Below are 15807 nucleotides of genomic sequence, written 5' to 3'. Positions count from 1 at the left end.
GCTAGGGCTTTTTCGTATCTAACAATTCAAATTCACCTATTGGTGTATGAACTCCGCTCGTGTGCGAGTCCAATTGCGTGCAAGCCCAGCCGCTCTGTCGCTTGTTTAGAAAAAACTTTTGGATTGGGCTGATATCCTCAGAGTCCAGTACCTGCAGCATAGTGAACTCTGTGGGATAAAGGTCTTATTTATCTTTTATCATTGGCTATTTTCTCAGCCTTAAAACTCCCCAAACGTAAGTGCTTACTTACTCTCATCGTTTTTCTAGTACTATCTTTGTTATATGAACAGTGACGTTGCGCTCTTTTTGTGCTGCTCTAGATTTTATGTTCAAGATTGACTGTAAACAAAAAGCCCATTACGTGACTAACGGGCTTCCATTCCCATTTGAATGAGGTATCCCTACAGGGAGATATATTTACTTTCTGCCACTTCCCATAATGCTTTAACTAAAGGGTTTTCTAGCTGGCTTTTAATACAGCAAACACCAAGTTCGAATGGTTTGATAGGCAGAACCTTAAGCCTATTTATCTTCTCTCTGACAGGGCTGTTGTTGATTACCACATCCGGTGCAATACCGACTCCGCAGCCTAAGGCCACCATACTGACGATGGCTTCATGTCCTGCCACCTGTGCGTAGATATTTGGTTTGATCTTCATTTGCTTAAACCAAACATTCGCTCTTTCTCTCGCTGTGCCTGCTTCTGGGAGAATAAAAGGTATTGTTGACCAATCCGGATTTTCTTTCTGTAGTTCTTCTGCAAAGCTGCTGACTCCAACTGGTGCTATCACCGATAGGGGAATCTCACTGATTGGTTCAAAGGAGACTTTAGCTGGTAGTTGATCGGGTTTTGCAGAGATCGCGATATCAGCCTCATCTGCCAATATTTTATCGATGGCTTGTGCTGGATCGCCGGTAGAGAGTTTGAATTCAATAAATGGATGCTGAATGCGGAATTCGGAAATAATCTCTGGGAGATGGCTATAACTTGCCGTTACCGAGCAAAATAAACGTATCTCCCCTTTTAACTCGTCTTCCGTTCCTTTGACGTAACTTTGGTATTGCTGCCATTCCCCTAAGATCTTTAGTGCAACAGGTAATAGCTTCTTTCCTTGAACCGTTAATTCGACACTTCGGTTATCACGCAAGAACAGCTGTTGATGCGTTTCTTCTTCCAATTTCTGGATCTGCCGGCTTAGTGCAGAAGGGCTGATATGCATTGCCGCCGCTGTCTTAGCGAAGCTCTTACTATCACATAGATGAATGAATAACTGCAGGCTTTTGATGTTCATTAAATCTTCACTTCCATGTTGCATTAATTGCAATAAGTAATTGTGAATATATCACTTTCAGCAACAGAATGTCTGTTTTAGTATGAACTCATTCGGTAACACAAGTACCGACCTCTATGGAAGAATGTTAAGGAGCACCCAGATGGCTAACTATTTCAATACCCTAAACTTGCGTGAGCAATTGGACCAACTTGGTCGTTGTCGCTTTATGGACCGCGAAGAATTCGCATCAGAAGCAGATTACCTAAAAGGTAAGAAAGTGGTCATCGTAGGTTGTGGTGCTCAAGGTCTTAACCAAGGTCTAAACATGCGCGATTCTGGTCTAGACGTAGCTTACGCACTTCGCCAAGCGGCAATTGATGAGCAACGCCAGTCATTCAAAAACGCAAAAGACAACGGCTTTGAAGTGGGTAGCTACGAAACGCTAATTCCACAAGCTGACCTAGTCGTAAACCTTACTCCAGATAAGCAACACACAAACGTTGTTGAGACGGTAATGCCGTTGATGAAAGAAGGCGCAGCACTAGGCTACTCACACGGTTTCAACGTTGTTGAAGAAGGAATGCAAATCCGTAAAGACCTAACGGTAGTAATGGTTGCGCCTAAATGTCCGGGTACGGAAGTTCGTGAAGAATACAAGCGTGGCTTCGGTGTACCGACTCTTATCGCTGTTCATCCAGAGAATGACCCTAAAGGTGAAGGTTGGGATATCGCGAAAGCTTGGGCAGCAGCAACAGGTGGTCACCGTGCCGGCTGTCTAGAGTCTTCTTTTGTTGCTGAGGTGAAATCTGACCTAATGGGTGAGCAAACTATCCTTTGCGGCATGCTACAGGCTGGTTCTATCGTATGTTACGAGAAGATGATTGCTGATGGTATCGATCCAGGCTACGCAGGTAAGCTTCTTCAATACGGTTGGGAAACCATCACTGAAGCACTGAAGTTTGGTGGTATCACTCACATGATGGATCGTCTATCAAACCCAGCAAAAGTAAAAGCATTTGAGCTTTCTGAAGAGCTAAAAGAGCTGATGCGTCCGCTATACAACAAGCACATGGATGACATCATCACAGGTCACTTCTCTAGCACAATGATGGCTGACTGGGCAAACGACGATGCAAACCTACTAGGCTGGCGTGCAGAAACGGGTGAAACTGCTTTCGAAAACTACCCAGAAACTGACGTAGAAATCTCTGAGCAAGAGTACTTCGACAACGGTATCCTGATGGTTGCTATGGTTCGTGCTGGTGTTGAGCTAGCGTTCGAAGCAATGACAGCATCTGGCATTATCGATGAGTCTGCTTACTACGAGTCTCTACACGAGCTACCGCTGATCGCGAACACTATCGCACGTAAGCGTTTATACGAGATGAACGTGGTTATCTCAGACACTGCGGAATACGGTAATTACCTGTTCGCTAACGTAGCAACACCGCTTCTACGTGAGAAGTTTATGCCAGCAGTAAATACTGACGTAATTGGTAAGGGTCTAGGTGAAACTTCTAACCAAGTAGATAACGCGACTCTTATCGCTGTAAATGATGCTATCCGTAACCACCCAGTGGAATACATTGGTGAAGAACTACGTGGGTATATGACTGATATGAAGAACATCGCTGTAGGCGGCTAATTACTTGCCTTAAGGTTCCATTTCGGTGTCGAAGGTGCTCATTTACTATCGTAAACTCCGCGCCTTCTCCTAGAAATGAAACCTTAATTCAGCGCAATTCGTTTAAGGGACTAAAGCTCTTAGCTTCGAATATACAATCTGCGTAATTGCATTAAAGCAAAGCAGGAAGAACTCCGGACAGACTGGGGTCAATAAATACAACATAAAACACAACATCTAATTAAAAGGCTTGGTCGCCGTTGACCAAGCTTTTTTGTTTTTATAAAGGTGAATTTTGTCCTTAAGAAGGCAAAATAGAAGCGAATCCTGAATCTCGAATCCTGAATCCCAATAAACAAAAAGGGCTGATGTTCTCACATCAACCCTTATAATTTTCTTGTCGCTTTTCGCTTATTTATCAGCGAGCTTTTCTTCAAGCTCTGCTAATTTCTTTTCCATTTCTGTCAGCTTTTGACGAGTACGCAGCAGAACTTGAGTTTGTACGTCGAATTCTTCGCGGCTAACTACGTCTAGCTTGTTTAGCTGACCTTGGATTACTTGGCGAACTTTTTGATCAACATCCGCGCCTAGTTCTTTTACTGGCTGTGGCATTGATTCGTGAATTTGTTTAGCGATTTGCTCTAATTTCTTTGGGTCAAACATAGTGGCTAAAACTCCTTTTGATTTGCCCACATTCTATGTAAATGATACGGGAAAGTCGCCATTTAGATGGTAAAAAAGAGAGCAGCAATAAAAAAGGTCACCGAAGTGACCTTTTTCTTAGTGCTTTACGCTTACTTATTATCTGCTAATTCGCGATGAGCAGCTTTTGCTTCATCCACTCGAGCTAGCTTTTCTAAGTCTTTGTCTTCAACAAATACTGGCAGTGGCTTATGTTTCTCAGCTAGGTAGCTGTAAATCACAGGCAGTACGAATAGCGTAAACAGTGTACCGATTGCTAGACCGGCAACGATTACGATACCGATACTGAAACGCTGAGCTGCACCTGCGCCTGTTGCGTACATCAGTGGGATCAGACCTGCAATCATCGCCGCTGTTGTCATCAGGATTGGACGTAGACGAACTTTCGCCGCTTCCATTACCGCATCGATACGAGACAGTTTGTTGTGTAACTGCTCTTCTTTCGCTACTTCACAGATCAGGATACCGTGCTTGGTGATCAGACCAACTAGAGTAATCAAACCAACCTGCGAGTAGATGTTCATCGATGCCGTACCCCACGCCAGAGCAATCAATGCACCACATACCGCTAGCGGCACCGATACCATGATTACGATTGGATCGCGGATAGATTCAAACTGAATCGCCAGTACTAGGAAGATAATCGCCAGTGCTAAACCGAATGTTGCGTATAGTGCGCTACCTTCCGTTACAAACTGACGAGCTTCACCCATATAGTCATGGTTGTAGCCTGATGGCAGTTTGTTTTGTGCTACGTCTTCGAACCAGTTGATCGCATCACCCATTGCTACGCCTGGAGCAGGTACTGCACCAACCGTTGCTGAGTTTAGCTGGTTGAAGTGAGGCAGTGAGCGAGGCTCTGCAACAACATCAATCGTGATTAAGCTTCCTAGTGGTACCGCTTTACCGTCAACCGAACGCACGTAGTAGTTCTTCATCGACTCTGGGTTTAGACGCCATTTACGTTCAACCTGAGGGATAACCTCGTATGAACGACCATTTAGGTCGATACGGTTTACGTAACCGTCCGCCATCATAGTACTTAGCGTTACACCGATGTCTTGCATGGTCACACCGTAGGCACCGGCTTTGTCTTTGTCGATGCTGATCTTCATCGTTGCTGAATCGTAATTTAGATCCAGATCCGAGTAAACGAACATTGGACTGGTAGACACATCAGCTAGGATATCGCTTGCGATAGTAAACAAGCTCTCGAAGCTGTTTGGTGTAGTGATAACGAACTGAATTGGCAGACCTGAACCAGCACCAGGAAGCTCTGGCATCTGGAATGCGGTAACTGACATGCCTGGTACGTGAGCGACTAGTTCACCTACACGTTTGGTAATATCAGCTTGACTCGCTTCACGCTCACTCCAAGGTTTAAGAGTTGCTAGACCGAACGCTTGGTTTGAGTTTGGTACACCGTTAAACACCTGAGCGTATTCTACTTCTGGCTGATCAGACAGAATCTTGTTCACGTCATTCATGGTGTGTTCGATGTAGTCCAAGTTTGCATTCGAAGGTGCTGTACCCATTAGTACCACTACGCCTTTATCTTCTGAAGGAGCCAATTCACTTGGAATAAACTTAAACAGAATTGGTAGTGTTGCGAACACGATGATCGCGAAAGCAATGATCACTGGGCGGTGCGCCATAACAGCGGTCAGCATTTTCTCGTAGCGGTTGGTCATGCCATCCAATACGTGATGTACTTTTTGCTCAAACTTGCTTGGCTCTTCATTTGCCTTAAGCATTTTTGAACACATCATCGGCGACAGAGTCAGAGCGATGATACCAGACACAAATACCGCGCCAGCTAGGGTTAATGCGAACTCTTTAAATAGCGAGCCCGTGATACCGCCCATTAGTGCGATCGGCGCGTATACCGCACCTAGTGTCAGTGTCATTGCGATTACTGGCACAGCGATTTCACGAGTACCAATGATAGCGGCACGGAACGGCGATTCCCCTTCTTTGATGTGACGGTCGACGTTCTCAAGAACCACGATCGCGTCATCCACCACCAGACCGATGGCGAGTACCATTGCCAGAAGTGTCATCAAGTTCCACGAGAAGCCCATCGCCTGCATTACCATCGCAACACCAATCAATGATAGTGGGATAGTAACGATAGGGATGATTACCGCACGGAATGAACCAAGGAACAGAGTGATTACCACAAGTACGATAACTGCCGCTTCAAGAATGGTTTTCACAACTTCGTGAATAGATTCGTTGATGGCGATAGTTGAGTCGTACATCACGTTCATTTTGATGTTGCTTGGCAAGTTACGCTCTAATTGAGGTAAAAGTTTCAGCACATCTGCCGCGATGTTGATTGGGTTAGCACTTGGTGCCGCGTTGATCGCTGCAACTACAGCCTCTTGACCGTTCGCACTTGCGCGGTAAACGTCGTGGCTCTTCTCTAAGGTCACTTTCGCAATGTCGCCAAGACGAATGACGTCACCTTCACCAGTTTTAACAACCAGCGCTTCGAGTTCAGCAACGTTGGATACTTGAGTATCTGCGCTACCGTTGTAAAGTACGAATTCACCTGTCGCCTGACCGGTTGCCGACTGATAGTTGTTGGCGTTTAGTACCGTCATCACGTCGGTTGCTGTCAGCTTAAGTGCGCCCATTTTCGCTGGATCTAGCCATACGCGTAGCGCGTATTTCATACCACCGTATAGGTCAACTTTCGATACACCATTTACCGTAAATAGCTGCGGGTTGATTACACGCTCAAGATAGTCGGTGATCTGGCTAGAAGACAACTCGTCACTGGTGAAACCGATGTACAGTACCGCGGTAGTCGAGCCAGTCGACATCGTTACTGTTGGGTCTTCCGCTTCTTTTGGAAGTTGTGAGCGAACGGAGTTGGTTTTTGCCAGAATGTCAGACAGCGCCGCATTCGGGTCGGTGTTCAACTTCATGTTTACGGTAATGGTAGATGTACCAAGCACCGAGGATGAAGTCATATAGTCGATATTATCGGCTTGCGCTACCGCTTGCTCCAAAGGCTGGGTAATAAAGCCTTGGATCAGGTCGGCACTCGCACCGTAATAACTGGTGGTTACAGTAACCACCGTGTTTGTCATTTCAGGGTATTCACGAACTTGCATCTTGAATACGGCTTGCAAACCAAGCAACGCAATCAAAAAGCTGATCGATACCGCTAAAACTGGACGTTTAATAAAAACATCAGTAAAGCGCATGATGCCTCCAATTAAAGCATTGGTGTTTCAGCAGGTGGTGTCAGTGCTGCATCTTCAACGATAGTCACTTTTGCGTGGTTACTTAGACGGATTTGACCCGATGTGACCACGACGTCACCTGGTTTCACGCCTTCTAGGATATGCGCGATGTCTTTAGTACGCTCACCCACTTTCACAACGTGCTGTTTAACGCGTTTTTCACCGTCTTCTTCAGTCACGATGTAGACGTTGTCGCCGTAAAGCGTAAACGTGATAGCCGTTTGTGGCAGCGTTACTTGGTTCTCTAGCTTAGGCAGAATGATGTTTGCACGCGCGAACATACCGCTGCGAAGTTTGCCATCGCTGTTAGGAATGTCGGCTTGAACTTGGATCAGACCACTTTGAACGTTAACTGCTGGTTCAATCGCTGAGATAGAACCTTTGAAAGGCTTATCAGGGTAAGCATCAACAAAGATGTCCACTTCTTGGTCTAGCATGATGCGAGATATGTCTGTTTGTGGAACAGTGAAACGTAGACGCATCACGCTGGTGTCTTCAAGACGAACGATATCGGTACCTGCTTGTAGGTACTGACCAAGATAAACATTACGAATACCAACCACGCCAGCAAAAGGCGCTTTGATTTCACGGCGGTCAATGGTCGCTTTCAAGCTTTCGATGTCCGCTTTAAGTGAGAAGTAGTTTGCTTCAGCTTCGTCGTATGCTTCTTTAGAGATAGAGCCTTTTTTGAAAAGACCTTGGTAGCGTTTGTACTTAGCTTGAGCTGCTGGCAGTTTTGCTTGTGAGCTCTTAAGGTTTGCTTTTTCTACCTCAGAGTCCAGAAGAACCAAAGGTTGGCCTTCTTCAACTTGAGTACCAGAGTCGAAAGAGATCTTATCGATCACGCCGCTGGTTTCGTTCGCAACAGTGACACCTTGGTTAGGTTCAATGAAGCCGATTGCCTCGATAACAGGAACCCAATCAACCGCTTTTACTTCTGTTACGGTTACTGGGAATTCTGGTTCCGGACGATTCGCCATGTATTCAGCAATTTTCTGTTGCTTGAATAAATTGAAACCTATCACGCTCCCGAATAGGAGAATCGCGATAAGCAACATAAAGAAAGTCCACTTTTTCATTCTATTAAGAACTCCAAGTTAGTGTTTAATAATTGCATCCCAGCTAGCTTCAACGGCTGCTTCCAGCGCGTCTTCATCCAACTGATAAAATCCCAAAGCATGTTTTCTAGCAAGCGCAACACTAGCTTCGAAACTCAACCCTGAAAGAATCTCGTTATCTAGGAGTTTGAATACCCCTTCCGCCTTACCTTGATCGAAAAGACGATCTACTTGGGCAAACATTTGCCTTTCAAGTTCCCGAGTTCCTTTACGATTTGTACAAGGTAGTGATTCATATTGGACACGGTTGCTTAAGGTGTCTAAATTTGAACCAGCAAGGTGCCAAATATTGAGCCACATGGTGCGGTAACGCTCTTTCAGAGGCATATCGTCATGAACATCCGCTTGAACGGCGTCCGCAATACGTTTGGTAACAGTAAGGCGAACCTCTTCCAAAAGATGTTCTTTATCTGAGAAATATCGGTAAATCGTGCCCGCTGCGACACCTGCTTCAGTTGCGAGCTTTTGCATGGAAAGACCATGAAAGCCCGACTCAGCGATTAAGCGTTCGGCAGCTGCAATGATTTGCTCGTATTTATCTCCAGTAGTGCTATTGGTCATAACCCCACCACTCAATGAATGAACGTTCATTCATTATAGCGTAAAGAGTGGTCGCTTATGCAACAAAATGTTGCAACTCTCTGTGTAAAAATTACGTGAAAATGACCGTAGCTTTCACACACTCACCCCTTTATCATAGGCGCCACTATTTCCACCCGCAGAGAATTTTTATGAAGCTGAACCCAAGACAAGACGAAGCCGTTAAGTACGTATCAGGCCCATGCTTGGTACTTGCGGGTGCTGGCTCGGGTAAAACTCGTGTAATTACCAATAAAATTGCTTATTTGGTTCAGCAGTGTGGCTACAAGGCGCGTAATATTGCTGCGGTGACCTTTACCAACAAAGCTGCACGTGAGATGAAAGAGCGTGTAGGGCAGACATTAGGCAAAGCTGAATCGAAAGGCTTGATGGTCTCGACGTTCCATACTTTGGGGCTAAACATCATCAAGCGCGAGTACAAGCACCTTGGTTTGAAAGCGGGCTTTTCTTTATTTGATGATCAAGATCAGCTAGCGCTGCTTAAAGAGCTGACAGAAAAGCAGCTAGATGGCGACAAAGATCTGCTGCGTCAGTTGCTAAGTTGTATTTCCAACTGGAAGAACGACATGCTGACACCAGAGCAAGCCAAAGCGTTGGCTCAAGGTGAGCAACAACAACTGTTTGCTTTCTGTTTTGAGATGTATCAGAAGCAAATGAAGGCGTACAACGCGCTCGACTTTGATGACCTGATTTCTCTGCCAGTGCAATTGCTACGTAACAATGAAGAAGTGCGTCAACGTTGGCAAAACCGCATTCGTTACTTATTGGTGGATGAGTATCAAGACACCAACACCAGCCAATACGATTTGGTGAAGTTAATCGTTGGTGAGCGCGGTCGTTTGACCGTAGTAGGTGACGATGACCAGTCTATTTATTCATGGCGTGGTGCTAAGCCGCAGAACCTTGTGTTACTTGGTGAAGACTATCCTAACCTGCGTTTGATCAAGTTGGAGCAAAACTACCGTTCGACGAGTCGCATTCTGCGCGCAGCTAACATCTTGATTGCGAATAACCCGCACGTGTATGAGAAATCGCTGTTCTCGGAAATTCCTGACGGTGAAAAACTCAAAGTGTTGCTGGCGAAGAACGAAGAGCACGAAGCGGAGCGCGTAACGGGTGAGTTGATTGCGCACAAGTTCCTAAACCGCACCGAATATAAAGATTATGCGATTCTATATCGAGGTAATCACCAATCGCGTTTGATTGAAAAATCACTGATGCAAAACCGCGTGCCATACAAGCTATCTGGCGGCACATCGTTCTTTGCTCGTGCCGAGATTAAAGACATCATGGCTTACCTGCGCGTGTTGGTGAACCCAGATGATGACAACGCGTTCCTACGTATCGTGAATACACCGCGTCGTGAAATCGGTCCGGTCACACTAGAGAAGTTAGGCAGCTATGCCAACATGCGTGGTAAAAGTCTGTTTGAAGTCAGCTTTGAAATGGGATTGGAGCAACACCTTACAGGCCGAGGTTTGGAAAACCTGCGTCGTTTTACACAGTGGTTAGTTGCGATTGCCGATCAAGCCGAGCGTGGTGATACCGTTGAAGCGGTACGTTCACTTGTACGTGATATTCATTATGAAGACTGGCTGTATGAAACGTCAGCAAGCCCGAAAGCGGCGGAAATGCGCATGAAGAACGTTTCTGATCTTTACTCGTGGATTGTTGCTGACTTAGAAGGTGATAACTACGACCAAGAAGAAAAGACGTTAAAAGAGGTGGTTCAGCGTCTTACTCTGCGCGACATGATGGAACGTGGTGAGGAAGATGAAGACAGTGATGCGGTGCAATTGATGACACTACATGCGTCGAAAGGCCTCGAGTTCCCATTTGTTTACTTGATTGGTTCGGAAGAGGGTATTTTGCCACACCAAACCAGTATTGATGAAGACAACGTCGAAGAAGAGCGTCGATTGATGTACGTAGGTATTACGCGTGCACAGCGCGAGCTGACTTTTACCATGTGTAAAGAGCGCCGACAGTTTGGTGAATTGATCAAGCCGACCCAAAGCCGTTTTCTCGATGAGCTGCCATTTGATGACGTTGAATGGGAAGCAAACAAAAAGCCAGTATCAGCGGAAGAGCGTATGGCAAAAGGTCAGGCACATATTGCCAATATCCGTGCAATGTTTAAAAAGTAGTCACGGACGGTTCTAATTTGTCAAAAATAAAAAGGCTTGCCACGCGGCAAGCCTTTTTCATTGATGTCTTTATTATAGACCTTCAATCATGTGGTCGATGGCTGCGATGATTTCGTCATCAGAACAGTCCATACACGTACCTTTAGCTGGCATCGCGTTGAAGCCTTGGATTGCGTGGTTGGTCAGTACGTCTTTGCCTTGTGCAATACGAGGTGCCCAATCGCCAGCATCACCAGTTTTTGGTGCACCGTTCACGCCAGATGAGTGACAAGCAATACAGAAGGTACCGTAAACTGCCGCGCCATCACGTGGACCAGTTGGTTCTGCTTTTACTGGTTCCGCACCTGCAAGGTAAACATCACCGACAGGTTTGATGCGTTCTGCGATCGCATCGTATTCAGTTTGGCTGATGTCAGAAGCTAAAGCTGCCGTAGAGAAAGTTAAGGCAGCGAACAAAACGCTAATCATTCGTCGAGACATATCCATTAAACCCACTTCACATTCCGAGGTAAGTGACTTACCTATTTATATAGTTAGAGTATTTAGAGCTGTTGGATAAAGTTTTAGGTGGTTGCTTCTATAGTGAGCAAAAAACCTTATCTAACAGTCTAGAGTGATTGAACAACCAAGTTGCAGCTGTTAAATCAATGTAAATAATGGGTGATTATATCCCGATAACTTGTTGCAATAAACAACAAGTTATCCATGACAGGGCGTGAATCACATCAAAAATTCACTTTAAAGGCAGATAACTGTCGAAAAAGAGACCAAACGAGAAAAAAAGTAAAAAAAGTACTAGACGGCATAGTGTGATATCCGTATTATTCCTCTCCGCCGATGGGGCATGCGCCCGTAGCTCAGTTGGATAGAGCGTTGGCCTCCGGAGCCAAAGGTCGAAGGTTCGAATCCTTTCGGGCGTGCCATTCCGGAATACAAATTAAAGGCACGAACAATAGTGGTGGCTATAGCTCAGTTGGTAGAGCCCTGGATTGTGATTCCGGTGGTCGCGAGTTCGAATCTCGTTAGCCACCCCATTATTTCGGTAACTCATTAAATTAGTGAAGTTTCCAGTTTTGATTCAAATATCCCAAGAGTCGAAACAAAATTCGTCGGTGAATAGCGCAGCTTGGTAGCGCATCTGGTTTGGGACCAGAGGGTCGGGGGTTCGAATCCCTCTTCACCGACCACTATTTAGTTTATGGCTATAATAGAGCGATAAACAGCAAAATTGATGGTGGCTATAGCTCAGTTGGTAGAGCCCTGGATTGTGATTCCGGTGGTCGCGAGTTCGAATCTCGTTAGCCACCCCATTAATTTAGGTGACTTCTTAGTTGAAGTATCCTGTCTGATTTGAGAGAATCAGAAAATACAGTTCGGTGAATAGCGCAGCTTGGTAGCGCATCTGGTTTGGGACCAGAGGGTCGGGGGTTCGAATCCCTCTTCACCGACCACTATTTAAAGCCTCAGTCGAAAGACTGGGGCTTTTTTACATTTGAAATTTAGAATGTTGGAACCTGAGGGACGTGGGCTGGATTGCCAGCCCAGTGGAACGCCAGTCCGCAGGGAGCCCTGCCGCGTCGAATTTCTTCACCGACCACTATTAGAAAGTCTGATTTTTAGCAGGCTTTCGTCGTTTTAGAGCTTATGATCTCACTTGGACTAGATGAGTCGGCAATATTTCAATGGATTTGAACCCATATGGGGTTCGCCTGAAGTTAGAATATGGCTCTTCATCGACCGCTATTTAAAGCCTCAGTCGAAAGATTGGGGCTTTTTTGTATTTCTCACCCTAAAAAATCTGCATTCCATTTCAATATCAGTAAACATGTACAGCTCTGGAAGGTTTTGGTCACCTATGATCTAAATGCGATTCGAGCTGATAAAAGAAACCCCAGCACGTTGGCTGGGGTTATGTGTTTCTTGAATTAAGCGCTTTACTGAGCGAGCGTTTTTAGGATTTCATTCAGCTCAACCGTCTCTCGCACTTGATAGTTGGGTTTGATATCGGTTGTATTTTCCGTACCTGTTGCGTTTACCCACACGCTCAGAATACCCATATTGTTGGCACCCGCAATGTCTGCTGGTAGAGAGTCGCCAATATGAATCACCTCTTCTGGCTTTGCATCCACAAGGTTGAGTGCTTTGCGGAAAATGCTGGCTGCTGGCTTCTCTTCTGGCTCTTCCCCACCGACGATAATGTGATCAACCCATTCGCTCATTTGTGTTGCTTTGAGTTTTGGGTGCTGTGAGAAGATTGGACCGTTAGTGATCACCACTAATTTGTAGTGTTGACGTAGCTCGGTCAGCATCTCTTTTACGCCAGGGAAGAAGTCAAAAGCCCCCATGCGAGCCGAGTCAAAATAGCTCTGCGCCTGTTGAGCCTTTTCTGTATCAATCTCTATACTTTGCTCTGCCAAGATGGCCTGAATTAAACCGCAGCGGAAGGCATTTTCATCTGGCAGTAGAGCAATAAGTTGAGGAAATTCGTTATTGAGCTTTTTGTATACGCCTTGCAAGTAGCGCTGAACAAAAGCAGTTGAATCGGCGACTTGCGGGTAATTTTGAGCAATCCAAGCAGCAAATTCTTCTCCTGCCACTTTATCGGCTTGAGATGTGCCGCATAACGTTTCGTCCATATCAAAAAATATCGCTTTAAGCACAGGGGCTCCTTCATTCACTACTCGATGTTGGAGCTTGATTATCGCTGATCTCACTCAAAATGACAGTGGAAAGCGTAAAACTGATGGCTGAACTTCTCTTTTCCCCCACCAAAGCTCCCAGTTCGGAGAGTGTTTTAAATCCATAGAAAATTAGCTTAATCACAAAATCGCATAACAGACGCATAACTTGGGGTAGGTGACAGATTTCATTTGTTTTGCTGAACTGCTCACGTTTTCGCCTCTGTTTACTAGAGTGAATTTTGGCTTTTTATGTATGCAGACTATTTTGTTAGTAACATTTTATGTCGAAATATCCCAATGAGAACGGAATATTGTTTGGTTAATGTTAATAATGACGCGTGAATAATAGGGATACTATCAATAGTGACTTTATGCGTAATTTTAGAGCATTTTTCTGTTTTTATTGGTGCGTATCGCACAAAAATGGGGTGTTATGAAAATGGTTAAATACTTGTTAATGCATTTCTATTCGCTCATTGTGCGTGTAAATAATGTTTTTTCGGCGGAATATACTTTAATTGTTGCTTTTTTGTGTAATTTTTGCCAAATTGTCTCCGCATTAAGATTTCAGAGTATTATTCTGAATTTGAACGGATTCATTCAGGTGATGAATGGCGCTTTTATTGCGCGATTCGATACCACAGACAAGGCAGTAGAGGTCTGAAATGTCACTATTAGAGGTGAAAAACCTTCGTATTGAATATCCATCCCGTCACGGTGTCCATGCGGCCGTGAAATCGCTTTCTTTTCATATCGATCGTGGCGAAATTGTGGGTGTTGTTGGCGAATCAGGTGCGGGTAAATCCACCGTTGGTAACGCCGTTATTGATTTGCTTAGTCCTCCGGGACGTGTTGCTAGTGGCGACGTGTACCTTGATGGGGAGAAAATTTCTGGTTTAACACCGGAAGCGATGCGTAAGGTTCGCGGCTCTAAGATTGGCTTTATCTTCCAAGATCCAATGACCTCACTTAACCCTCTATTTACGGTTGAGCAGCAATTGAAAGAGACCATTCACGCCAACATGAAGGTGTCGGATGAAGAGGCGTATCAACGTGCGCTTTCTCTAATGCAGCAGGTTGGCATTCCTCAACCTGAAAACCGTCTTAAGCAGTATCCGCATCAATTTTCTGGCGGTATGCGTCAGCGTGTGGTTATTGCTATCGCTTTGGCTGGTGAGCCAGACCTGATCATTGCCGATGAGCCAACGACAGCGCTCGATGTATCTATTCAAGACCAAATCCTAAACCTTATCCGCGAACTGTGTATCAAGAACAACGTAGGTTGTATGTTGGTTACGCACGACATGGGCGTGGTTTCAAACGTGACTGACCGTGTGGCGGTTATGTACCGTGGCGATTTGGTGGAGTTTGGTCCTACAGCTAAGGTATTGGGCGACCCTGATCACCCATATACGCGCAGCTTGATTTCTGCCGTTCCGCGTTCTGATGTAAAGCTCGATCGTTTCCCATTGGTGAGCTACATCGAAGAAGCTACAGAGTTACAAGAGCTAGACATTAAGAATCACTGGTTGGGTCAAAGCCAAGACCAACGTGAGTACACAGGTCCTTTATTGGATGTGAAGAACGTTAACCTGCGTTTTGTAACCAAAGATTCATTGTTTGAAAGCCGCCGTGAATACGTGCAAGCATCAAACAATGTTAGCTTTGAAGTGCATGAAGGTGAGACGTTTGGTTTGGTGGGTGAATCTGGTTCAGGTAAATCGACCATCGCACGTGTGATTGCTGGTTTGTATGAACCAAACTCAGGTCAAGTAAGCTTTGAAGGCATTGACCTGACGGCGCTTAAATCGGAAAAAGCACGCCGCCCATTGCGTCGTCAGATGCAGATGGTTTTCCAAAACCCATATACCTCAATGAACCCGCGAATGAAGATTTTTGACATCATCGCGGAGCCAATTCGTTTCCATAAGCTAACGAAAAATGAAGCGGAAACGCGCCAGATTGTGAATGACCTACTTGATCACGTAGGTTTAGGCAAAATGGCAGGTGTGAAATACCCTCATGAATTCTCCGGTGGTCAGCGTCAGCGTATCTCAATTGCGCGTGCGCTGGCGACCCGCCCTCGATTACTGATTTGTGATGAACCAACATCTGCGTTGGATGTATCGGTACAGGCACAAATTCTAAACTTGCTGAAAGATCTGCAAAGTGAACTGAATCTCACCATGCTGTTTATTAGTCACGACTTACCGGTTATTCGTCAGATGTGTGACCGAGTAGGTGTGATGCAGATGGGTACGCTACTGGAAGTGGCTCCGACAGAGCAATTGTTTACTGCTCCTCAGCATGAATACAGTAAGAAACTGATTTCTCTGATGCCTGAATTCACAGGTTTGAGAGAAGAAATCAAAACGGCATAAACCAAGTTTTTCGCTTGGCTGACCA

Annotated in this window: 10 protein-coding genes and 5 tRNA genes; 8 read left to right on the top strand and 7 right to left on the bottom strand. The window is 45.4% G+C overall.

Translation table 11 applies throughout. The features are described from left to right. Positions 1-402: 402 nt before the first annotated feature. The gene (gene ilvY / locus AACR11_RS20800; protein ID WP_029789271.1) at positions 403-1293 is read right to left on the bottom strand and encodes an HTH-type transcriptional activator IlvY; all 891 of its coding nucleotides are present in this window, start codon (positions 1291-1293) and stop codon (positions 403-405) included. 142 nt (positions 1294-1435) lie between these two features. On the opposite strand from ilvY, the gene ilvC reads away from it, so the two are divergent. Then, positions 1436-2920: a ketol-acid reductoisomerase gene (ilvC, locus tag AACR11_RS20795; protein WP_005446356.1), complete on the top strand. Its 1485-nt coding sequence runs from the start codon at positions 1436-1438 to the stop codon at positions 2918-2920. Positions 2921-3310: 390 nt separating this feature from the next. On the opposite strand, the gene ubiK is transcribed toward ilvC, so the two are convergent. The 4 genes from ubiK to AACR11_RS20775 form a co-directional block, all read right to left on the bottom strand. Next, on the bottom strand, positions 3311-3562 hold the full coding sequence (ubiK, locus tag AACR11_RS20790) for a ubiquinone biosynthesis accessory factor UbiK (protein WP_005427244.1): 252 nt from the start codon (positions 3560-3562) through the stop codon (positions 3311-3313). A 131-nt stretch (positions 3563-3693) separates the two neighbouring features. After that, the gene (gene vmeD, locus AACR11_RS20785) at positions 3694-6816 is read right to left on the bottom strand and encodes a multidrug efflux RND transporter permease subunit VmeD (RefSeq protein WP_005446354.1); all 3123 of its coding nucleotides are present in this window, start codon (positions 6814-6816) and stop codon (positions 3694-3696) included. Between the two features lie 11 nt (positions 6817-6827). Then, complete coding sequence (gene vmeC / locus AACR11_RS20780) at positions 6828-7934, bottom strand: multidrug efflux RND transporter periplasmic adaptor subunit VmeC (RefSeq protein WP_005446353.1); 1107 nt, start codon at positions 7932-7934, stop codon at positions 6828-6830. Positions 7935-7952: 18 nt separating this feature from the next. After that, positions 7953-8534, bottom strand: coding sequence for a TetR/AcrR family transcriptional regulator (locus tag AACR11_RS20775; protein WP_029789272.1), 582 nt, complete (start codon positions 8532-8534; stop codon positions 7953-7955). Between the two features lie 170 nt (positions 8535-8704). Here AACR11_RS20775 and rep point away from each other — a divergent pair, with 170 nt between their 5' ends. Beyond that, positions 8705-10720, top strand: coding sequence for a DNA helicase Rep (rep, locus tag AACR11_RS20770; RefSeq protein WP_009703181.1), 2016 nt, complete (start codon positions 8705-8707; stop codon positions 10718-10720). Positions 10721-10792: 72 nt separating this feature from the next. Here the strand turns inward: rep and AACR11_RS20765 are convergent, their stop codons facing one another. Beyond that, a complete protein-coding gene (locus tag AACR11_RS20765; RefSeq protein ID WP_005446350.1) occupies positions 10793-11206 on the bottom strand; it encodes a c-type cytochrome in 414 nt (137 codons plus the stop codon). Between the two features lie 360 nt (positions 11207-11566). On the opposite strand from AACR11_RS20765, the gene AACR11_RS20760 reads away from it, so the two are divergent. The 5 genes from AACR11_RS20760 to AACR11_RS20740 all read left to right on the top strand — a co-directional run bounded on the left by AACR11_RS20760 (position 11567) and on the right by AACR11_RS20740 (position 12171). Further along, positions 11567-11643 (top strand) — tRNA-Arg (locus AACR11_RS20760). A gap of 35 nt (positions 11644-11678) precedes the next feature. Further along, a tRNA-His gene (locus tag AACR11_RS20755) sits at positions 11679-11754 on the top strand. Between the two features lie 76 nt (positions 11755-11830). Further along, positions 11831-11907, top strand: a tRNA-Pro gene (locus tag AACR11_RS20750). 47 nt (positions 11908-11954) lie between these two features. Next, a tRNA-His gene (locus AACR11_RS20745) sits at positions 11955-12030 on the top strand. Positions 12031-12094: 64 nt separating this feature from the next. Beyond that, positions 12095-12171 (top strand) — tRNA-Pro (locus AACR11_RS20740). Between the two features lie 483 nt (positions 12172-12654). On the opposite strand, the gene AACR11_RS20735 is transcribed toward AACR11_RS20740, so the two are convergent. Beyond that, positions 12655-13380 (bottom strand): HAD family hydrolase, encoded by a 726-nt coding sequence (locus AACR11_RS20735; protein WP_026138170.1) that lies wholly within the window; start codon positions 13378-13380, stop codon positions 12655-12657. Between the two features lie 686 nt (positions 13381-14066). Here AACR11_RS20735 and AACR11_RS20730 point away from each other — a divergent pair. After that, positions 14067-15782, top strand: coding sequence for an ABC transporter ATP-binding protein (locus AACR11_RS20730; protein ID WP_005446346.1), 1716 nt, complete (start codon positions 14067-14069; stop codon positions 15780-15782). Positions 15783-15807 lie beyond the last annotated feature (25 nt).

This window comes from Vibrio sp. L85, assembly GCF_963871815.1.
In the GTDB taxonomy this organism is placed as follows: Bacteria; Pseudomonadota; Gammaproteobacteria; order Enterobacterales; family Vibrionaceae; genus Vibrio; species Vibrio harveyi.
This window is presented reverse-complemented; position numbering and strand designations above follow the sequence as displayed.

Bases quoted from the DNA above. Each gene is read 5' to 3' on its own strand.
- vmeD (WP_005446354.1), bottom strand. From the start codon at position 6,816: ATGCGCTTTACTGATGTTTTTATTAAACGTCCAGTTTTAGCGGTATCG.
- ilvY (WP_029789271.1), bottom strand. From the start codon at position 1,293: ATGAACATCAAAAGCCTGCAGTTATTCATTCATCTATGTGATAGTAAG.
- rep (WP_009703181.1), top strand. From the start codon at position 8,705: ATGAAGCTGAACCCAAGACAAGACGAAGCCGTTAAGTACGTATCAGGC.
- AACR11_RS20765 (WP_005446350.1), bottom strand. From the start codon at position 11,206: ATGGATATGTCTCGACGAATGATTAGCGTTTTGTTCGCTGCCTTAACT.
- AACR11_RS20775 (WP_029789272.1), bottom strand. From the start codon at position 8,534: ATGACCAATAGCACTACTGGAGATAAATACGAGCAAATCATTGCAGCT.
- ilvC (WP_005446356.1), top strand. From the start codon at position 1,436: ATGGCTAACTATTTCAATACCCTAAACTTGCGTGAGCAATTGGACCAA.
- ubiK (WP_005427244.1), bottom strand. From the start codon at position 3,562: ATGTTTGACCCAAAGAAATTAGAGCAAATCGCTAAACAAATTCACGAA.
- AACR11_RS20730 (WP_005446346.1), top strand. From the start codon at position 14,067: ATGTCACTATTAGAGGTGAAAAACCTTCGTATTGAATATCCATCCCGT.
- vmeC (WP_005446353.1), bottom strand. From the start codon at position 7,934: ATGAAAAAGTGGACTTTCTTTATGTTGCTTATCGCGATTCTCCTATTC.